This window comes from Embleya sp. NPDC008237, assembly GCF_042956465.1.
In the GTDB taxonomy this organism is placed as follows: domain Bacteria; phylum Actinomycetota; class Actinomycetes; order Streptomycetales; family Streptomycetaceae; genus Embleya.
The window spans coordinates 565,608-584,491 of the sequence record NZ_JBIBGL010000003.1; the positions used below are offsets into that span (position 1 = coordinate 565,608).

General features: G+C 70.9%; 18 protein-coding genes. 3 read left to right on the top strand and 15 right to left on the bottom strand.

Annotated elements, in window-relative coordinates:
* Positions 1-16: 16 nt before the first annotated feature.
* The 3 genes from ACFZBU_RS09395 to ACFZBU_RS09405 form a co-directional block, all read right to left on the bottom strand.
* Complete coding sequence (locus tag ACFZBU_RS09395; protein WP_391582877.1) at positions 17-793, bottom strand: glucose 1-dehydrogenase; 777 nt, start codon at positions 791-793, stop codon at positions 17-19.
* A gap of 116 nt (positions 794-909) precedes the next feature.
* Positions 910-1,665: a glucose 1-dehydrogenase gene (locus ACFZBU_RS09400; RefSeq protein ID WP_391582878.1), complete on the bottom strand. Its 756-nt coding sequence runs from the start codon at positions 1,663-1,665 to the stop codon at positions 910-912.
* 189 nt (positions 1,666-1,854) lie between these two features.
* On the bottom strand, positions 1,855-2,994 hold the full coding sequence (locus ACFZBU_RS09405) for an LLM class flavin-dependent oxidoreductase (protein ID WP_355544145.1): 1,140 nt from the start codon (positions 2,992-2,994) through the stop codon (positions 1,855-1,857).
* A gap of 118 nt (positions 2,995-3,112) precedes the next feature.
* On the opposite strand from ACFZBU_RS09405, the gene ACFZBU_RS09410 reads away from it, so the two are divergent.
* Complete coding sequence (locus tag ACFZBU_RS09410) at positions 3,113-3,688, top strand: helix-turn-helix transcriptional regulator (RefSeq protein WP_391582879.1); 576 nt, start codon at positions 3,113-3,115, stop codon at positions 3,686-3,688.
* 129 nt (positions 3,689-3,817) lie between these two features.
* Here ACFZBU_RS09410 and ACFZBU_RS09415 read toward each other — a convergent pair whose 3' ends face one another.
* The 9 genes from ACFZBU_RS09415 to ACFZBU_RS09455 form a co-directional block, all read right to left on the bottom strand.
* Positions 3,818-4,459, bottom strand: coding sequence for a histidine phosphatase family protein (locus ACFZBU_RS09415; protein ID WP_391583079.1), 642 nt, complete (start codon positions 4,457-4,459; stop codon positions 3,818-3,820).
* Entirely contained in the window at positions 4,456-4,869 is a 414-nt protein-coding gene (rsfS, locus tag ACFZBU_RS09420) for a ribosome silencing factor (RefSeq protein ID WP_020549744.1), read from the bottom strand. Before rsfS ends, ACFZBU_RS09415 begins: the two co-directional genes overlap by 4 nt.
* A 191-nt stretch (positions 4,870-5,060) precedes the next feature.
* Positions 5,061-7,187: an LCP family protein gene (locus ACFZBU_RS09425; RefSeq protein WP_391582880.1), complete on the bottom strand. Its 2,127-nt coding sequence runs from the start codon at positions 7,185-7,187 to the stop codon at positions 5,061-5,063.
* Positions 7,184-7,786, bottom strand: coding sequence for a nicotinate-nucleotide adenylyltransferase (nadD, locus tag ACFZBU_RS09430; RefSeq protein WP_391582881.1), 603 nt, complete (start codon positions 7,784-7,786; stop codon positions 7,184-7,186). The genes ACFZBU_RS09425 and nadD overlap by 4 nt, the downstream gene beginning before the upstream one ends.
* Positions 7,787-7,807: 21 nt before the next feature.
* Complete coding sequence (locus tag ACFZBU_RS09435) at positions 7,808-8,641, bottom strand: carbohydrate ABC transporter permease (protein ID WP_391582882.1); 834 nt, start codon at positions 8,639-8,641, stop codon at positions 7,808-7,810.
* A complete protein-coding gene (locus ACFZBU_RS09440) occupies positions 8,638-9,570 on the bottom strand; it encodes a carbohydrate ABC transporter permease (RefSeq protein WP_391582883.1) in 933 nt (310 codons plus the stop codon). The genes ACFZBU_RS09435 and ACFZBU_RS09440 overlap by 4 nt, the downstream gene beginning before the upstream one ends.
* Positions 9,567-10,853 carry an extracellular solute-binding protein gene (locus tag ACFZBU_RS09445; protein ID WP_391582884.1) on the bottom strand — a complete coding sequence of 429 codons (1,287 nt, stop codon included), beginning with the start codon at positions 10,851-10,853 and terminating at the stop codon, positions 9,567-9,569. The genes ACFZBU_RS09440 and ACFZBU_RS09445 overlap by 4 nt, the downstream gene beginning before the upstream one ends.
* A gap of 83 nt (positions 10,854-10,936) precedes the next feature.
* Positions 10,937-12,316 carry a TerD family protein gene (locus tag ACFZBU_RS09450; protein ID WP_391582885.1) on the bottom strand — a complete coding sequence of 460 codons (1,380 nt, stop codon included), beginning with the start codon at positions 12,314-12,316 and terminating at the stop codon, positions 10,937-10,939.
* 140 nt (positions 12,317-12,456) lie between these two features.
* Positions 12,457-12,606, bottom strand: a complete 150-nt coding sequence (locus ACFZBU_RS09455; protein WP_020549751.1) for a hypothetical protein — start codon at positions 12,604-12,606, stop codon at positions 12,457-12,459.
* A gap of 263 nt (positions 12,607-12,869) precedes the next feature.
* On the opposite strand from ACFZBU_RS09455, the gene ACFZBU_RS09460 reads away from it, so the two are divergent.
* Positions 12,870-13,931, top strand: a complete 1,062-nt coding sequence (locus ACFZBU_RS09460) for a M48 family metallopeptidase (RefSeq protein ID WP_391582886.1) — start codon at positions 12,870-12,872, stop codon at positions 13,929-13,931.
* 7 nt (positions 13,932-13,938) lie between these two features.
* Here ACFZBU_RS09460 and ACFZBU_RS09465 read toward each other — a convergent pair whose 3' ends face one another.
* The 3 genes from ACFZBU_RS09465 to ACFZBU_RS09475 all read right to left on the bottom strand — a co-directional run bounded on the left by ACFZBU_RS09465 (position 13,939) and on the right by ACFZBU_RS09475 (position 17,094).
* Positions 13,939-14,988 carry a hypothetical protein gene (locus ACFZBU_RS09465; RefSeq protein ID WP_391582887.1) on the bottom strand — a complete coding sequence of 350 codons (1,050 nt, stop codon included), beginning with the start codon at positions 14,986-14,988 and terminating at the stop codon, positions 13,939-13,941.
* Between the two features lie 62 nt (positions 14,989-15,050).
* Positions 15,051-15,617 carry a hypothetical protein gene (locus ACFZBU_RS09470; RefSeq protein WP_391582888.1) on the bottom strand — a complete coding sequence of 189 codons (567 nt, stop codon included), beginning with the start codon at positions 15,615-15,617 and terminating at the stop codon, positions 15,051-15,053.
* A 214-nt stretch (positions 15,618-15,831) separates the two neighbouring features.
* Complete coding sequence (locus tag ACFZBU_RS09475; protein ID WP_391582889.1) at positions 15,832-17,094, bottom strand: glutamate-5-semialdehyde dehydrogenase; 1,263 nt, start codon at positions 17,092-17,094, stop codon at positions 15,832-15,834.
* Between the two features lie 127 nt (positions 17,095-17,221).
* On the opposite strand from ACFZBU_RS09475, the gene ACFZBU_RS09480 reads away from it, so the two are divergent.
* Positions 17,222-18,772, top strand: a complete 1,551-nt coding sequence (locus tag ACFZBU_RS09480) for a fatty acyl-CoA synthetase (RefSeq protein ID WP_391582890.1) — start codon at positions 17,222-17,224, stop codon at positions 18,770-18,772.
* Positions 18,773-18,884 lie beyond the last annotated feature (112 nt).

Sequence of the window (18,884 nt, forward strand, 5' to 3'; positions counted from 1 at the left end):
CACGGCCGCCATCCCGTCAGCCACCCATCACGTACTTCACCGTCGGCCCGGTGGTCCAGCCGCCGTCCACGGCCAGCTCCGCGCCGGTCACATAGGACGCGGCGTCGGAGAGCAGGAAGGCAACCGCCGAGCCGATCTCGCTCGGCTCGCCGACCCGGCCCATCGGGGTGTTCGGGTAGTTGCCCTCGCCGCGCAGGATGCCCACCGACGAGGTCATCGGCGTGTAGACCATGCCGGGGTGCACCGAGTTGACCCGGATCCCGGCCGTGCCCAGTTCGACCGCGGCGACCTTGCTCATTCCGCGCACCGCCCACTTGGACGCGCCGTAGGAGCCGGTCATCGCCAGGCCCATCAGTCCGGCCGCGGAGGAGATGTTGACGATCGAGCCGCCGCCGCCCGCCTTCAGGTGCGGGATGACCGCCTGCATGCCCAGCCAGACGCCGGTCAGGTTGACCTTGATCACGAACTCGAAGTGTTCGAGCGTCTCGGTGTCGAACATCGCGCCGGTGGACACGCCCGCGTTGTTGACCAGCCCGTCGACCCGGCCGAACTCGGCGATCGTGAAGTCCACGACCGCCTTCCACTGCTCCTCGCTGGTCACGTCGTGCTTGTGGAAGCGCGCGTTCGCGCCCAGGGCGGCGGCCGTGTCGGCGCCCTCGTCCAGCAGATCGGAGATCACCACGCGCCCGCCGCCGGCGACGATCTGCTCGGCCGCGGCGGCGCCCAGCCCGCGGGCACCACCGGTGACGATGACGACCTTGTCGGTCAGGTTGGGGCCCTGGAGTTCAGCCATGATGTGTTCCTTCGATCTGTGCCTGCCGACTTCTCGGCTCGCATTTGCATAGTACAACTAAGCAAATCCGACAAACAAACGAACGGTTGCCGAGTGGCCACCGCGTGCCGCGGCCGTTACCCCCGCACCGGCGGCACGATGCCCGCCATCGAGCCCCCGTCGATGACGAACTCGGTCCCGGTGATCCAGGAGGACTCGTCCGACGCGAGGAAGACCACCAACTCGCCGATGTCCTCCGGCTCGCCGACCCGACGCAGCGGCACGGTCGGGAAGTTGCCCGCGCCGCGCGTGAAGCGGTTGCCGATCATCGGCGTGTCGACGGCGCCGGGGTGCACCGAGTTGACCCGGATCCCGTACTCGCCCAGTTCCAGCGCGGCGGTCTTGGTCAGTCCGCGGATCGCCCACTTGGAGGACCCGTAGGCCGCATGCCCCGGGATGCCCTGGAGCCCCGCGAGCGAGGAGATGTTCACGATCGACCCGCCACCGTCGGCCCGCATCAGCGGGGCCACCGCCTGGATGCCGTGGAAGGTGCCGAACAGGTTGACCTTGAGAATGCGATCCAGCCCCTCGGGCGTCTCCTCCAGGATCGGCTTGGTCCACAGGATGCCCGCGTTGTTGACCAGGACGTGCACACCGCCGAACTCGCGCACGGCGACCTCGACGACCGCCGCCCAGTCCGCCGCGTCCGAGACGTCGTGCCGCACGAACCGCGCCGCGTCCCCGATCCCGGCGGCGACCGCGGTCCCCTCCTCCACCAGCAGGTCGGTCACCACGACCTTCGCCCCGCGCGCGGCCAACAACCGCGCCTCGGCCTCCCCCTGCCCCCGCGCCGCCCCGGTGACGATCGCCACCTTGCCCCTCAGATCAGCCATGCGTACCGCCTCCGCAGGTTCCGTCCTCGACCCGACCACATCCGCGCCCGACAAGCGGCCCGGTCGGACCCGGTCCTCCGCACCGGATCCGACCGGGCCGGTCTCGTCCGGGACGACCACGGCGTGCGTACCACGTCCCGAACGAAGTCTCGATCCCCGTGCACCGACCCACCGGGGCCGGCCCGCCCGTCAGGCCCCGTACTTGGCCCGGAAGTGCGGGATGACCTTCTCGCCCCAGATGCGGATCGTCTCCATGCAGTCCTCCTGCGGGATCGTGCCCATCTGGATCAGGCACATGATCTCGTCGGCGCCCGCGTCGATCAGCTTCTGCACGTAGCCGATCGCGTCCTCGGCCGTGCCGTAGGCGTGGTTGATGTTGTACGTGGCGGTCGCGTTCACCGTGACCGGGATCTTCGCCTCGTGCAGCATGGCGACCTGCTGTTCGGCGGCCTCGTTGATGATCGCCACCTCGTCCCGGCCCTCGACCACGGCCTCGTCCGGGATGCCGGACTTGCCGCCGGAGAACCAGTGCGCGATCGACTGCGCGAAGAAGCGCTGGCCGCGGGCGCCCACCTGGCGGGCGCGGGCGCCGTCCTCGGAGACGATCGTCGGACACAGCGCGACCAGGTGGTCGTTGGTCACCGAGGACACGAACCGCTCGCCGGTGCGCTCCTTGATCGCGTCCCGATAGATCTGGTTGAGGTTCGCCACCTCCTCGGGACCGGCGAACCCGAGCACCAGCGCGCCGACGCCGTACTCCGCCGCCTCGACCAGGCTCGGCTGCTTGCTGCAGGCCAGGAACAGCGGCGGGTGCGGGGTCTGCACCGGGCGCGGCAGGATCGGGTGCGAGCCCTCGATGTCGAGCACGTCGCCGTGCCAGACCAGTTCGTCCTGCTGCCACGCGGCGCCGATGATCCGCAGCGCCTCCTCGACCTGGGCCTTGGTCTGCTCGATGTCCACCCCGCACAGCGAGGACTCCTGGAGCGTGCCGCCGCGGGCCGCGCCGACGTCGAGCCGGCCGCCGGAGAGCGTGTCGAGCATGCCGATCCGCTCGGCGACCCGGGCCGGGTGGTTGAAGTTGAACGGCATGCAGACCGCGCCGTGCGCGATCCGGATCCGGCTGGTCCGCGCGGCCACCCAGGTCAGGAAGATCTCCGGGGCGCTCATGTGCGAGTACCACTTGGTCGAGTGATGCTCGACCGCCCAGATCCGGTCGAAGCCCATCTGCTCGGCGTACACGGCCTGATCCACGGAGTTGAGGATGACCTCGCGCTCGTGCTCTGCCGTGGGGTTGGCCATCTGGGCTTCGAAGATCATCGAGAACTGCATGCCGTACTCCTGGTGCGCGAGGCGTGGAATACTTCAATTAGATATATGACGACCAGTCAGGTCAATAGGCGGCTGACGTAGAATCAGAAAAAGTTGACGCGTACCGATGGAGGCCACGATGACGGGGGATCCGCTCCCGAAACTGCCCGCAACCGCGTGGGCCGTACTCGGCCTCTTGTCGTTCCCGGGCGAGCGCTCCGGATACGACCTCAAGAAGTGGGCCGACGCGTCCCTGCGCTTCTTCTACTGGAGCCCGGCGCTGAGTCAGATCTACAGCGAACTCAAGCGCCTGGAGCAGCTCGGCTTCGCCGTCTCCCGCATCGCGTCCCAGGACGAACTGCGCAACAAGCGGCTGTACAGCATCACCGCATCCGGCCAGGAGGCCCTGGCGGCCTGGACCCGGGAGACCCCGGCCGGACCGCCCGTGCTCAAGCACGGCGTCGCACTGCGGGTCTGGCTCGGCCACCTCAGCGAGCCGGAGGAACTGCGCAAGACGCTGGTGGAACACCGCGACTACGCGGCGGGCACGCTGGACGAGGTGCGCGCAAGCGAGGACTCCGCCCAGGACCGCTGGCCCTTCCCGGCCCTGGTGCTCAAGTGGAGCGAGCGCTACTGGCAGGCCGAACGCGATCTCGCCGACGGCATGCTCGCCGACCTGGAGGAGCTGTACCGCAAGCAGGCCGGGGAGGGCTGAGCACACGCACCGCCGGCGCCGGACGACGAAAACGATCCCGGAGTCGAGGGAAGCGGCCCCATCGGGGCGCCCTCGACTCCGGGATCGTTCTCGTCCGCGACCGGATCGGTCGTCCTGGTCGCGGCCGGCTCAGACGTCGTCGCCGATGACCGGCTCGGGCAGGGTGCCGGCGTTGTGCTCCAGGAGCCGCCATCCACGCGCCCCGGGGCCGAGCACCGACCAGCAGCAGTTGGACAGCGCGCCCAGCGCGCTCCAGGTCTCCCGGGGCAGGCCCAGCATCGCGCCGAGGCCGCAGCGAATCGCGCCGCCGTGCGAGACGACCACGAGCGTGCCGTCCTCCGGCAGCTTCTCCACCGCGAGCCCGATCGCCTCGGCCATCCGCTCGGCGACCTCGCTCTCCAACTCGCCGCCGCCGCGCCGCACCGGTTCACCGCGCCGCCAGGCGGCGAACTGCTCGGGGAAGGTCTCCTCGATCTCCCGGTTGGTCAGCCCCTGCCACTCCCCCGCGTACGTCTCGCGCAGCGCGGGATCCAGGGTGACCGGGACGTCGACCAGCCGGGCCAGTTCGGCGGCGGTGTCCACCGCGCGGGTCAGGTCGGACGCCACGATCACGTCCGGACGCAGCGCCGCGAGCAGCCGGGCCGAGCGCCGGGCCTGGCCCAGCCCCTCGTCGGTCAGCGGGATGTCGGTCTGCCCCTGGAAGCGCCGCTCGACGTTCCACGTGGTCTGGCCGTGCCGCCACAGCAGGACACGGCGCCCCTTCCCGCTCAGAGCGCGCCCTCCGCCGCCTCCGCGGCCTTGGCCTGCTCGTTGCCCAGCCGCACCGATTCGGGCAGCTCGATGCGCGGGCAGTCCTTCCACAACTTCTCGAGCGAGTAGTAGGCCCGCTCCTCGGCGTGCTGGACGTGCACCACGATGTCGATGTAGTCGAGGAGGATCCAGCGCCCTTCGCGCTCACCCTCGCGACGGACCGGCTTGGCGCCGAGCCCGCGCAACGCTTCCTCGACCTCGTCCATGATCGCCTTGACCTGGCGGTCGTTGGACGCGGAGGCGAGCACGAACACGTCGGTGATCGTGACGACCTCGCTCACGTCGTAGGCGACGACGTCGGTGGCGAGCTTCTCTGCACATGCCACGGCAGCCGCGGTGGCGAGCTCCAGGGCGTGGGGGGTTGCGGTCACGATTCGCTTCCTGCGGACGACAAGGGGATTACCGTTCAGGGTCTCACACGCGGGGCATGCGACGGCCACTCGTTATTCGCGCGTTCCCGACCGACGCCCGTTCGCGGACCACGGTGTCGACCCGCCGCCGACCCGCCGCGGCGAAGTGCTGCCGACCCCGAACCGGTGTCCGGGGTCGGCCGCACCCGTGGCTAGGGCTTGTTCGGGGTGTAGTCCTGCCCGAGCGTGACCACCACGTCGGCGAGCATCTCGCCGGTGGCCTTCTTCACCGCGGTCGGTGGCAGGCGCAGGGTCAGCGCGACCTGGTCCGCGTCGCCCTTGCGGGCGTCGTCGGCGTACTGCACGGTCGACGCCGGCTGGGTGCGCTTGCCCGCGGCACCACCCGGGACGTACGTGACACCCGCGTTGAGCAGCCGCACGTTCGCGTCCTGCTGGGCGCCGGTCTTGCCGCTGGCGTCCTCCACCATCACCCGGACCGGTCCTGTCGCGACCTTGCCCTGGCGTACCGTGCCGCCGAGCAACTCGCGCACGATCGGCACCGCCGCCGGGCCGTCCAGGATGCCCTCCGGGGACACCGGGAGCGCCCGGACCTGCAATTGCTTCGCCTGGGTGGCCTTGGCCAGATTCGCCAGCAGCACGCTGAGCTTGTCGTCCGGCAACGAGGGGTCGGGCAGGTTGGCCATGTTGGCGAGCAGCGTCAGGATCGCGTCCGGCTGGGTCGGGAACGAGGCCAGCAGGCCCTGGAGGACCCGGCCGAACCGATCGCCGACCACCGCGGGCGCCTCGTTGGGCTGCTTGTAGGTGGCGAAGGCCAGCGCCGCGACGCCGTTCGCGGGATTGCGGCCCTGCCCGACCAGCACCTTGCCGTCCGGGCCCTTGACCTCGACGTCGGCGTTGAGCTGGATGCCGCCCGCCAGGTCGACCAGCCCCTGCAGGACCGGTTCGGAGATCACCCACGAGCCGTCCAGCTTGACGCCGAGCAGGTCGGAAAGCGCATCCCGGGACGCCCCCGGGCCCTCCTCGGCCATCAGCCGGCCGAGCGGGAACGAGTTGTTGTCGGAGTTGACGACCACGACCGAGGACACGCTGACCATGGACGCGGTGTTCTTCGCCGGGTCGACGGTGAGCAGTGCGTTGGCCGAAGCCTGGCCGTCCTTGGCGCGCAGTTGCACCAGCACGCCGCCGTTCTTGCCGGGCGCGGCGACCGCCTTCTCCTCGCGGATCCAGGTGTCCCAGGCGAAGTAGCCGCCGACGCCGAGCAGGGCCACCGCGAGCACCACCGCGAGCGCGATCAGTCGCTGCCGGATCGCCCGGCGCTTCTCGTCCCGGCGCTCGGAGCGGGTCTCGGCGAACGACAGCCAGTCGATCACGTCCTCGGCCTGCTCGCTCTCGTCGTCGACGAACGCGAACTCGTCCGAGCCGTAGCCGGGTCGGCCCGGCCGACCCGGTCCGGGCCGCCGTGCCCTGGGCGCCGGCACCCGGCCGTCCTCGGTCGACGACCCGGACCTGCCGCCGCCGGACCCGGATCCGGACCCTGCCTCGACCGAACCCGGTGCCGAGGACGTCGGCGCCGAAGCCCCGGAGGCCGCGGACCGCGAACGGTCGGATCGTGAACGGGTCGGGCCGGCCGGCGGGCGAACCGGGATCGAGCCCGCCGCGATCCCGGTCGAGGCCGGATCCGCACCGGCCGCCGGCAGCGGCCCGGCGGGCGCCGGCCGACTCGCAGGCACCTGCGGTGCGGGCGGTGCGGGCGGCTGCTCGTAGTGGGCAGCGGGCTGCTGCGGTTCGTAGTAGCCCTGGACCGGCTCCGAGTACCCGGTCGCGCCCTGTTGCGGGTCCGGGTAGCCGCCCCGGCCGCCCTGCTGCGGAAACTCCGGGGCGGCATAGGCCGTCGGGTCGTAGCCGCCCTGCGCGGCGCCGCCGTACCCGTTCGGGTCGTACGTCCCGGTGCCCTGGTCGTACCCGTTCGGGTCGTAGCCGCCCGACGGATGGGTCCCGGACCGATAGGCGTTCGGGTCGTACGCGTTCGGGTCGTAGCCGCCCCGGCCGTATGCGTTCGGGTCGTACGAGTACTGCTGCGGGGTGAAGCTCACCGGGTCGAGCCCGTCCGGCCCCGGCTGCCCGGGCTGCACCGGCTGCACCGGCTGCCCGTCGTACCCCGGGTAGCCGCCGTCCGGACCGTACGAGCCGTACCCGGGCTGCTGCCCCTGTGCCTGCGCGCCGTCGCCTCGCCCGGTGTCGTAAGGCTCCTGCGCCTGTCCGCCGTCCCCTCGCTCGGTGCCGTAAGGCTCCCACTCGCGCCGGTCGTCGTTGCTCACGAAGCTCCCCGGTACAGCCGCCGCTTGCTGATGTATTGGACGACCCCGTCCGGCACCAGGTACCAGACCGGATCACCCCCGGCCACCCTTGCACGGATGTCGGTCGACGAGATGGCCAGTGCGGGGACCTCCACCAGGCTCACGCCGCCGTCCGGGAAACCCGGGTCGGACAGAGTGTGCCCCGGACGGGTGCAACCCACGAAATGCGCCAGCTCGAACATCTCGTGCGCGTTGTGCCAGGAAAAGATCTGGGACAGCGCGTCGGCGCCGGTGATGAAGAATATTTCGGTCCCCTCCGGCGAGGACTCGCGCAGGTCGCGCAGCGTGTCGAGGGTGTACGTCTCGCCCGCGCGGTCGATGTCCACCCGGCTCACCGAGAAGGTCGGGTTGGACGCGGTGGCGATCACCGTCATCAGGTAGCGGTCCTCGGGCGAGGACACGTCCTCTGCGGACTTCTGCCACGGCCGCCCGGTCGGCACGAACACCACCTCGTCGAGCCCGAACTGGCCCGCCACCTCGCTCGCGGCGACGAGGTGTCCGTGGTGGATGGGATCGAAGGTGCCGCCCATGACACCGACACGTCTGTTCCGCTCGCTCATGGCGCGAGAATCTATCGGTCCCTACTCCTTGACCGCGCCCGAGGTGATGCCCGCAACGATCCGCTTCTGGAAAACCAGCACCAGGGCGACCACCGGAATGCTCACCACGACCGACGCCGCGGCGATCGCCGCGGTGGGCTGCTGGAACTGCGAGGCACCGGTGAAGAAGGCCAGTGCGGCGGGCACCGTACGCGAGCTGTTGGTCGAGGTCAGCGACACCGAGAAGACGAAGTCGTTCCACGCGAAGAAGAACACCAGGATCGCGGTGGTCACCACGGCGGGCACCGCCATCGGCGCGATCACGTAGCGAAACGCCTGCCATGCGGACGCGCCGTCGATCCGCGCGGCGTCCTCCAGGGCCCACGGGATCTGCTTGAAGAACGAGGTCAGGGTCCAGATCGACAGCGGCATGGTGAAGGACAGATACGGCAGGATCAGCCCGATCCAGGTGTCGAACAGGCCGATGCGGCGCCACATGTCGAACAGCGGACCGACCACCGCGATGGTCGGGAACATCGCGATCGCCAGCGCGCCGAGCAGGATCAGCTTCTTGCCCGGGAACTCCATCCGCACGATCGCGTACGCGGTGCCGGTCGCGCAGGCGACCGCGATCACCGTGGCGATCACCGAGATGCCGATCGAGTTGCGCAGCGCGTCGGTGAACAGGTCGTTCTTGAAGACGGTCCGATAGTTGTCCCAACTCCAGGTTCTGGGCAGGAACTTCGCGTTGTTGATGTCGTCGCCGCCCTTGAACGACAACGACACCATCCAGGCCAGCGGAAGCACGGTGATCGCGATCACCAGGACGCTGACCAGGACACGGGCGCCCTCCCGGGCCGGGTTGGGCTGACTCACGCGGGACTCCCGAGCTTGCTCACGTCGGTACGGAAGAGCTTGATGAACAGGAACGCGATCAGCAGCACGCAGGCGAACAACAACACCGAGATCGCCGAACCCAGACCCAGCGCGGTGCGGCTGACCAGTTGCCGGTAGGCCAGGAAGGACACCGTCTCGGTGTCGTTGGCGCCGCCGGTCATCACGAACACCGAGTCGAAGATCCGGAACGCGTCCATCGTGCGAAACAGCAGCGCGACCAGGATGGCCTGCTTCATGATCGGCAGGGTGACCCGGGTGAGCCGCTGCCACGGACCCGCGCCGTCCACCCGCGCCGCCTCGTGCACGTCCGGGGAGACCTGGATGAGGCCACCGAGCAGCAGCAGCGACATGAACGGCGTGGTCTTCCAGATCTCCGAGAGGGCGATCACGAACAGCGCCGACCAGCGGTGGTCGAACCACGCGATGTCGGTGCCGAACCAGTCGTTGACGAACCCGGTGGACGGGTCGAACGCGTAGCGCCACGCATAGGCGGAGACCACGGTGACGATGCCGTACGGGATCAGCACGATCGTGCGCAGGCTGCGGCGCAGGTACAACGCGCGCTGCATCAACTGGGCGAGCCCGAGTCCGATCACGAACTCCACCGACACGGTGGCCACGGTCAGCGCCAGCGTGGTCCACACGTCGGTCCACCACAGCGGGTCCTTGAGCACCACCCAGTAGTTGGACAGGCCCGCGAACGAGTTCGCATCCGGTGTGGTCAGCCGCTTGTGGAAGAGCGAGAGCCAACCCGCGTCGACCAGCGGCGCGATCGCAACCAGGATCATGATCGCCACGGCGGGCGCGGAGAGCAGCCACCCGGTGCGCCGCATCCGCTGGGCGTGGTCGAGCTGCTTGCGGGGCTTCTTGTGCCGAGGCGCGGCGTCGGCCGTGGATACCGTGCTCACAGCAGCACCTTGTCGTGCAGGACCCCGGTGATCAGGTCGTCGGTCTCGCGCGGGGCGGTGTTCGGGTCGACGTTCGCGGGCGGGTGGTACATGCGCTGTACGGACGCGGAGACGTCGTTGTAGTACGGGGTGCGCGGGCGCGGGCCGGCCTGGTCGAGCGATTCCTTGATCAGATCGGCCATCGGCAACGCCTCGCGCACTCGCGGATCGTCGTAGGCGGCGGCCTTGGCCGTGGTCTCCTTGGACTCCAGCATGTAGGTGATCTGGTTCTCCAGCGTGCCCGCGCAGCGCACCGCGCTCACCGCCGCCGCGGTGTGCCTGCCGTACTTGCTGACGCCCAGCGCGATGCCGCCGAAGGGGGGCTTGGAGGCCTTGCCGACGTCGGTCTGCGGGTAGCGCGCCCAGCCGTAGTCGTCGAGCACCTCGCGTGCGAGTTGACCGTCGGCCACCGCCTCGACCGCGGCGCCGCGTGCGTACGTCCAGTTGACCATGAAGCCGCCGGAGCCGGACTGGAACGTGGTCCGGGTGTCGTCCTCGATCGAGGTGGCCAGGTTGGGCGGCGCGGCGGACGAGCGGCCGAGTCGGCGCATGATCTCGGCGGCCCGCTTGCCCGAACCACCCTCCTGGAGCGTGGCCTTGAGGTCGACGCCCTTCTCCACGTCCCGCACGATCGCGCCGCCGGCGCCGGTGACCAGGCCGTTGACCCAGACGGTGATGCCCTCGTAGCGCTTGGCGGGCACCGCGAGGGTCTTGTGCGTCTTCTCGGCGGCGCTGATCACCTCGTCCCAGCCGACCGGCCGGCTCAGGTCGAGCCCGGCTGCCGCGGCCACCGACTTGCGGTACCACAGCAGTTGGGTGTTCGCCCGGAACGGCGCGGCGACCAGTCGATCGCGCCAGCCCGAGGACTCCACCGCGCTGCTCAGCATGCCCTCGGTGAGCGCCGCGGCCTCGGCCGGATCGAACGGGCGCAGAAAGCCCGCCTCGGCGAACTCCGGTACGAAGACCGGGTCGAGCGCCATCACGTCGATCGAGGAGTCCTTGGCGGCCAGGCGCCGCACCAACTGCTCACGCTGCCCGGACGCGTCGGTGGGCAATACCGAGACCTTGACCCGATAGGCGCCGCCCGACGCCTGGCTGCACCGGTCCGCGAGCTTTTGGTAGGCCCCGTTGTCCGGTGGCACATACCAATTGAGCACCGGTGGGCCCGAACTGCCGCCTCCGCACCCGACGACGGAGGCGACGAGTGCGAGCGCGACGGCCCAGAGCCCGCGACGACGCAGCATGTGGTTCACCGGGTCAGCAGATCAAGCAAACCGCCCTTGTCGCTTTATTTACCCCCAACGGTGGCGTGTCGATGCCGCTGGGCTCAGCCGGCGACGGGGGTCAGGGACCAGTCGCCGTCGGCTTCGAGTTCGATCAGGCACGGGCCTTTGGGCAGGATCGACTCACCCTCGTAGTCGCCGATCGCGTTGGCCAGAGTGCCCAGGTAGGCCTCGTCCCCGCCGTGTTCGGCGAAGGTGCCGACGATGAAGTTGCTGACGCCCGCGTGGGTCATCGCGAGCACCGTGCGCGGGCCGGTCCAGCGCACCGTCTCCGGGCCGCTGCCGGTCAGCCGGTCGGTCAACACCCGGGCCGCCCCGGGAGCGAGCAGTCGCACGGTCCACTCGCCGTCGGCCTCGATCTTCAGCCGCGAGGTGTGGCCGCCGCGTTCGTCCACCAGGGCCCGGCCCCGGTAGGCGCCGATCGCGTTGGCCAGCAGCTTGTCCGTCTCCAGGTCGGCATCCAGCGTCCACACCACGAAGTTGTCGCTGCCGCGGGCTTCCAACTCGACCAGGAAGGGGCCGACTTCGACCGGACGGGTGATCGAGAGCACCTTGTCACCGCGACCGTCGTACACGGCGGCGGGAGCGGACGGCTCCTCGACGGCGGCGGATCCGGACTCCGGCTCCGGCTCCGGTTCCGGCTCTCGCGTCGGTTCCGTGTGGGACGTCGGTTCCCGGTCCGCCTCCGCCCCCGGTTTCGCACCCGATGCCGCCGATGCCGTCTCCGCGGCCGATTCCGCACCCGATGCCGTCTCCGGCACCAACTCCGACGGCGCGGCCGGCTCGGCGTCGCGCTCCGCGGCGATCGGCTCGGCGGGCTCGGGATTCGCCTGCGGCTCGGGGTGCCCGGCCGTCGGGTCCGGACCGGCCACGTCCGGCCTCGCGATCACCGGCGACGGGCGCACCGGCTCCGCGTCGGCCGGTATCGCCGCCACGATCAACGTCTGTTCGGGATCCCCGCCCAGGTCGCGGACGAGTTCCTCGACGCCCGCCTCGTAGCCCTGGCCGACCGCGCCGAACCGCCAGCCGTCCCGCCGATACACCTCGGCCAGGATCAGCGCACGTTCGCGGGTCAGATCCGCCACCGGCAGCACGAAGCGTCCGATCTCGCCGTCGGCGCCGGACAGGCGGATCAGCGACCCGGCGCCGAATCCGGGCTCCTGCGCGCCGATCGCGAACACCAGGCGGTCCACCGCGTCGTCCACGGCGGACAGGTCCACATGGAACTCGGCCGTTCCGGCGCCGCCCGCCACCAGCGCGACCGCGCTCGTCAGCGACGCGGGCCGGGCCGTACAGACCACATCCAGATCCGCCGTGCCCAGGCTGAAGCAGTACGCGGCCAGGCCCTCGCCCGAGACCTCGAACTCCACCCCGATGGCCGAATCGTCCAGCTTCGTCTTCTCGCCCATGGCGAATGTGCGCATCGCGTCCTCCCCCGGCCGCCCCTGATCTGGCGTCACCTTAACGCGCACGGCAAAGTGCCGGGACGGCAAAGGGCCGCCTCGGCCGGCGGGGGAAGGAATCGACGAACCGGACGCCCGCGCCCGGCCTCGGCAACGGGTGCTCAGCGGTCCTTGTTGTACCGCGTCACCACGAACAGCAGGACGAGAAGCACGGCCAGCGCACCGATGCCGGCGCCCAGCGGGTTCAGGTTGTCGTGCTTGCCGCTCTCGCCGGCCAGCGTGGTCAGGACGGTCGTCGCGTGCTGGGTCATCCGTGGTCAGCCCTTGCGTAGTTTTTGCCGACGTGTGCGCACGACATCGTACGGGCGCACACAACGAATCGCGCGTCCAGGCCCCGCCCTCACCACGGCCGACCCGACCACGCGACCTCACCCGCCCCGGCGCGTCGGCACCCCCGACCCTCGCGCGCCCGACTCACACACCCCAACTGCCGCCCGACTCCCCGTGACTCGGATGGTCCGCGTTGATGGGCCCTACTGTGGGAGGCACGTTGGTCGAGGCAAGGGGGCACGGAATGCCGGACGACAAGACGATCGAGGCCTTCGAGGGGCGCAGGCGCTTCCCCGGGATCTCCTCCCGGGCGTACGAACATCCCGCCGACCGCACCGCGCTGGTGGCGATGCGCCGGCTCAGCGGGTTCGACACGGTGCTCAAGCAGATGTCGGGCATGGTGTCCGAACGGGCCATCCGGCTCGCCTTCCTCGCGGGCTCGGTGCGCACGAGCGAGCAGCAGTTCCGCCGGTTGCACGAGATGGTCCGCGAGGCCGCGTACATCCTGGACCTGCCCGCCGTGCCCGAGCTGTACGTCAGCATGGACCCGCAGCCGAACGCGATGGCGATCGGCATGGACAGGCCGTTCATCGTGGTCACCTCGGGCCTGGTCGAGTTGCTCGACGACGACGAGATGCGCACGGTGATCGGGCACGAGACCGGGCACATCCTGTCCGGGCACGCGGTGTACCGCACGATGTTGCTGATCCTGACCCGGTTCGCCTCCGCGCTGTCCGGGATCCCGCTCGGTTCGCTGGGTGTGCACGCGATCATCACCGCGCTGCAGGAGTGGTTCCGCAAGTCCGAACTGTCCTGCGACCGAGCCGGTCTCCTGGTCGGCCAGGACCCCGAGGTGTCGATGCGCGCGCTGATGAAGGTGGCGGGCGGCTCGCAGTTGCACGAGATGAGCACGGACGCGTTCCTGGAGCAGGCCGCCGAGTACGAGGGCGCCGGCGACCTGCGCGACAGCGTGCTCAAGTTGATGAACCTGCTCGGGCGTTCGCACCCGTTCCCGGTGGTCCGGGTGGCCGAACTGCGCAAGTGGGCGGACGGCGGGGAGTACGCACGGATCATCGCGGGCGAGTATCCGCGTCGCGCGGACGACCCGAACGCGTCGGTGCGCGAGGAGGCCAAGGCCTCGGCGAGCGCCTACCGCGAATCGGTACGCACCACCACCGACCCGCTGTTCGGGCTGCTGCGCGACCTCGCCGACGGCGCGGCGGACGCGGGCGGCAAGCTCCGCGACAGGTTCACCGGGCGCCGCGAGGAACCGGGGGCGACCTCGACGCACGGCGGCGGCGCCTGACCGGTCGTCAGGGCGGGCCCGCCAACCGGGCGCACGTGCCGGTCGGGGCCGAGCGGAACGGATCCACCTGCTCGGCCGCCGGCGGCGCGTCGCTCGGTGCCGGGCCGGTGAAGGCCGGCCGGAACCAGACCGAGGTATCCGCGTCGCACGCCTGCGGCCCGGCCAGCGTGACGATCCGGCGGACCTGGAGCAGCCCGTCGCGCAACATCGCCGGGTCCAGATGGAAGTCCCACACCCGGTGCAGCACGAATCGGGTCCAGCCCGGCCCGCCGACCTGGGCGACCGCGTACACGAACACCACGTCGGCGGTGATCACCAGGTCGGTGCGCGCGTGCTCGGCGACCGCGAGCGTGCCCGCGACCTTCACCGGCGCGTCCAGGACCTTGACCGCCGCCGGATCGAATCGGGTGATCCACCCGGTGGGCGCCGACGTGTCGTCGTCGCGCGGAGCGATCAGCGCCGCCTCGAGTTGATCGCGCTGCTCCGATCGCAACAGCGGCAGTGCGGCCCACGGTCGGCCACCCGCGAGCACGGTCGGGTCGAGCTGGGTGCCGACCACGAACTCGCGCACCAGGTCCAGGGCTTGGCCGACCCGGGTGGCGGAGAAGTGTGCGGTCGCACGGCGTTCGCCCACGACGATCCCGGCGGCGCCCTGTGCCCAACCGGCGGCCGGACCACCCGCCATCGGATCGGCGGGCAGCGCACCCGTCGCATAACCCACCGGGGGCAGCAGCGAGACCCGGTGCAGCACCGCCGGGCCGATCTCCACCCGCGGGCCGGGCGCGGCGGCCCGCCGCGCGCCCAGATAGCTCGCACCGCCGATCACCAGCAGCACGAGCAACGCGCCCAGCGCGCCGCGCAGCGTGCGCACCCGTACGCCGAACACCCGACGCTGCCGATGCGGACGCTTGCCTCCGTGCAGTCGTTCCCGCGCCGACGGCTCGTGCAGTCCCGCGGCGCGCACGAAGGTCGCGTCGAATACGACGGCGCTGAACTCGTCCTCGCCGTCGGGCCCACCCCGGTTCGGGCCTTCGGGGGGCACTCCCCGTCCGGACATACACCCAGCCTAAGTCGCCCACGAGCGGGTGGATATGCACCCGGGCAGGGGGTTGCGCCCGGTCAGCCGGGCCCCGAACGGGCCGAACCGGGCAACGACGGGGCCGGTACGGACCGGTCCGTCACACCGGGGTCCGCAGGCGGCACGGTGACCAGCACCTGGGACGTGTCCTGCCCCGGAAGCGGCGCGAACACCGGGTTGTTGTCGGTCGTCGCACTCCGGCCCGAGCCCACCGAGGGCTGCCGGGGCGTGGTGGGGCCCTGGGAGGATCCGCTGCGGTAGAACGCGGTCACCGCGATCGCCACCACACCGACGCCCATCAGCAGCGCCAGCACCCAGGCCACCCCGCGCCGCCAACGAGTGGACCGCGCGGATCGGGTCCACGGCTCGCTCGCGAACCAGGTGGGCACGTCCGCCGACAGCGGCGCGTGGTCGTGCCCGGACAGGGTCCGGGCCCGCCATGGGTCCTCGCCGTCCGCCGGATACCCGTCGTCGAACCAGTCGGAACGATCGGCCTGTTCGGCCTTCTTGTCGGTCCGCTCGGGCGCGGCCGGGGTGGGTGTCGGCGCAGCATCGATCGCCGCGCCACGCTCGTTCGCCGAGGGCTCGTGCACGCGGGCGGCGCGCACGAACGACTCGTCGAAAACGACGGAGGAGAGCTCATCCTCCGAGAACTCGGGAAAGTCTGGGCCGTCCGGGAACTCTGGCCCTGGTGATTCGGGCACTCCTAGACAGTATTACCGCAGGCGCCCGGATGGGTACCGATTCATCGCACCGGTCGAGCGCCCGTGCACGATCCGGGCCGATCGCGGGTCCGCCGACCCCGGTCCCGGTGCTCCCGGATCAGGCACGCACATGACCGTCGCCGGTGACCACGTACTTCGTGCTGGTCAGCTCGGGCAGACCCATCGGCCCGCGGGCGTGCAGCTTCTGCGTCGAGATGCCGATCTCCGCACCGAAGCCGAACTGGCCGCCGTCGGTGAACCGGGTCGACGCGTTGACCATGACGGCGGTCGAGTCGACCAGGCTGACGAACTCGCGGGCCGCGGCCTGCGACGTGGTCACGATCGCCTCGGTGTGGCCGGAGCTGTGCCGGCGGATGTGTGCGACCGCGTCGTGCAGCGAGGGCACCACGGCGGCGGCGATGTCGTAGGAGAGGTATTCGGTGTCCCAGTCGGCGTCCGTGGCGGGCACCACGTCGGCCGAGAACGCCTGCACCGCGGCGTCACCGTGCACGGTCACGCCCGCGTCCTTCAGGGCGGCCAGCGCGAGCGGCACGAAGGCCTCCGCCGCGTCCCGGTGCACGAGCAGCGTCTCGGCCGAGTTGCACACGCTGACCCGGTGCGCCTTGGAGTTGACCAGGATGTTCACCGCCATCTCCAGGTCGGTCTGCGCATCGACGTAGACGTGGCAGTTGCCCACGCCGGTCTCGATCACCGGCACGGTCGAACCCTCGACCACGGTGCGGATCAGACCGGCCCCGCCGCGCGGGATCAGCACGTCCACCAGGCCGCGCGCGGTCATCAGCTCCTTCACCGAGTCGTGCGTCTCGCCCGGCACCAACTGGATCGCGTCGGCGGGCAGGCCGGCCGCGACGATCGCGTCGCGCATCACCGCGACGAGCGCGGTGTTCGAGCGGTAGGCCGACGAGGAGCCGCGCAGCAGCACCGCGTTGCCCGACTTCAGGCACAGCGCGGCGCCGTCCACCGTGACGTTGGGACGGGCCTCGTAGATGATCCCGACCACGCCGAGCGGCACCCGCACCTGGCGCAGCTCCAGACCGTTGGGCAGGGTCGAGCCGCGCAGCACCTCGCCGACCGGGTCCGGCAGACCGACCACGTCGCGCACGTCCGAGGCGATCGCGGCGATCCGCTCGTCGGTCAGGGTCAGCCGGTCGATCATCGCCTCGCCGGTGCCGTTGGCGCGGGCCCGCTCGACGTCCTCCGTGTTGGCGAGGACGATCTCGGCCGAACGGGCCACGAGGGCGTCGGCGAGCGCGAGGAGCGCGTCGTCCTTGGCCCGGCGGGACAGTGGCGCGAGGACGGCGGCGGCCTCCCGGGCGCGACGGGCGGTGTCGAGGACTGCGGAGGCTTCGCTGCTGGTCATGTGGGCAAGCCTACCTAGCCGGATCGGTAATCAACACGAGGATTTCGGCGGGCGAGACGCTTCCCCCCGGCGGCCGTGCCGGACACAATGACGCCTCCATGTGCTGCACAGAGGCAAGGAGCCATCCGTGACCGCTGTACAGGCCCGCCGGCACGGCGTCGCCGACCTGCTCGCGCGCACCGCCGCCCGGCTGCCGAACCGGCTCGCGATCGTGGCCGGCGACCTGCGACAGACCTTCGCCGAGTTCGACGCCGCGGTATCGGCCGCGGCCGGTGCGCTCGCCGCGCGCGGCATCGGCAAGGGCGACCGGGTCGTGCTGCTCTCCCGCAATTCGCACGGCTTCGCGGTGGCCTACTTCGCGCTGGCCCGGCTCGGCGCGATCTCCGTCCCGGTCAACTTCATGCTCACCGCGCCCGAGGTGGGCTACGTCCTGGAGCACGCGGGCGCCCGCGCCGTCCTGGCCGGTCCCGAGCTGACCGACACCGCCGACGCCGCACTGGCCGGCCGCGAGGCGCTGCGCGTGGTGTTCGGCCCGGCCGTCCCGGGCTGGGAGCCGTTCGCGACGCTGCTCGCCGAGGGCGGCCCGGTGCCCGATCTCGACTTGGACGACGACGATCCGGTGCAGATCATGTACACCTCCGGCACCGAGTCCCGGCCCAAGGGCGCGGTGATGACCAGCCGCAACCTGATCGCGCAGTACGCGACCGCGATCATCGACGGCGGGATGGCCGCGGACGACGTGGAGATCCACGCGCTGCCGCTCTACCACTGCGCGCAGCTGCACTGCTTCCTGACGCCGGACGTCTACCTGGGCGCGACCTCGATCATCCTGCCCGCGCCGGACCCGGCCACGCTGCTCGCCACCGTCGAGCGCGAGCGGGTGACCAAGTTGTTCTGCCCGCCCACGGTGTGGATCGCGCTGCTGCGCCATCCCGACTTCGACACGCGGGACCTGTCCAGTCTGCGCAAGGGCTACTACGGCGCGGCCGCGATGCCGGTCGAGGTGCTGGCGGAACTGCGCCGCCGGCTACCGCGGTTGCGGCTGTACAACTTCTACGGCCAGACCGAGATGTCGCCGGTCGCCACCATCCTGGGCCCGGAGGAGCAGGAGCGGAAGGCCGGCTCGGCCGGACGCGCGGGGCTGAACGTACAGACCGTCGTGGTCGACGAGCAGGACCGGCCGGTGCCGCCCGGCGTGGTCGGCGAGATCGTGCACCGGGGCCCGCACACGATGCTGGGCTACTGGAACGACCCCGAGCGCACCGCCGAGGCGTTCCGCGGCGGCTGGTTCCACAGCGGTGACCTGGGCGTGCTCGACGACGAGGGCTACCTCACGGTGGTGGACCGCAAGAAGGACATGGTCAAGACCGGTGGCGAAAACGTCGCGGGCCGCGAGGTCGAGGAGGTCATCCACGCCCACCCCGCCGTCGCCGAGGCCGCCGTCTTCGGTGTCCCGCACCCGTACTGGATCGAGGCCGTCACCGCGGTGGTCGTCCCGAAGCCCGGCGAAGAGATCACCCCGGAACAACTGACCGAACACTGCCGATCCCACCTCGCCGGCTTCAAGGTCCCCAAGTACGTGGTCCTGACCGACGCCCTCCCCAAAAACCCGAGCGGCAAAATCCTCAAACGCCGACTCCGCGAAGAACACGCATCCCTGGCCACCGAAAACCCCTGACCCACCCAACGCCCAAAACCCCCACCCCCAAACGCCGGCCGAGCCGACGCTCGAGACCAAGCAGCCCGGCCGGCGCATGAGACCAAATCAGCCCCGCCGGCGCTTGAGGCGA

Bases quoted from the DNA above. Each gene is read 5' to 3' on its own strand.
- ACFZBU_RS09395 (WP_391582877.1), bottom strand. From the start codon at position 793: ATGGCTGAACTCCAGGGCCCCAACCTGACCGACAAGGTCGTCATCGTC.
- ACFZBU_RS09400 (WP_391582878.1), bottom strand. From the start codon at position 1,665: ATGGCTGATCTGAGGGGCAAGGTGGCGATCGTCACCGGGGCGGCGCGG.
- ACFZBU_RS09405 (WP_355544145.1), bottom strand. From the start codon at position 2,994: ATGCAGTTCTCGATGATCTTCGAAGCCCAGATGGCCAACCCCACGGCA.
- ACFZBU_RS09410 (WP_391582879.1), top strand. From the start codon at position 3,113: ATGACGGGGGATCCGCTCCCGAAACTGCCCGCAACCGCGTGGGCCGTA.
- nadD (WP_391582881.1), bottom strand. From the start codon at position 7,786: ATGAGCGAGCGGAACAGACGTGTCGGTGTCATGGGCGGCACCTTCGAT.
- ACFZBU_RS09445 (WP_391582884.1), bottom strand. From the start codon at position 10,853: ATGCTGCGTCGTCGCGGGCTCTGGGCCGTCGCGCTCGCACTCGTCGCC.
- ACFZBU_RS09450 (WP_391582885.1), bottom strand. From the start codon at position 12,316: ATGCGCACATTCGCCATGGGCGAGAAGACGAAGCTGGACGATTCGGCC.
- ACFZBU_RS09455 (WP_020549751.1), bottom strand. From the start codon at position 12,606: ATGACCCAGCACGCGACGACCGTCCTGACCACGCTGGCCGGCGAGAGC.
- ACFZBU_RS09460 (WP_391582886.1), top strand. From the start codon at position 12,870: ATGCCGGACGACAAGACGATCGAGGCCTTCGAGGGGCGCAGGCGCTTC.
- ACFZBU_RS09465 (WP_391582887.1), bottom strand. From the start codon at position 14,988: ATGTCCGGACGGGGAGTGCCCCCCGAAGGCCCGAACCGGGGTGGGCCC.
- ACFZBU_RS09475 (WP_391582889.1), bottom strand. From the start codon at position 17,094: ATGACCAGCAGCGAAGCCTCCGCAGTCCTCGACACCGCCCGTCGCGCC.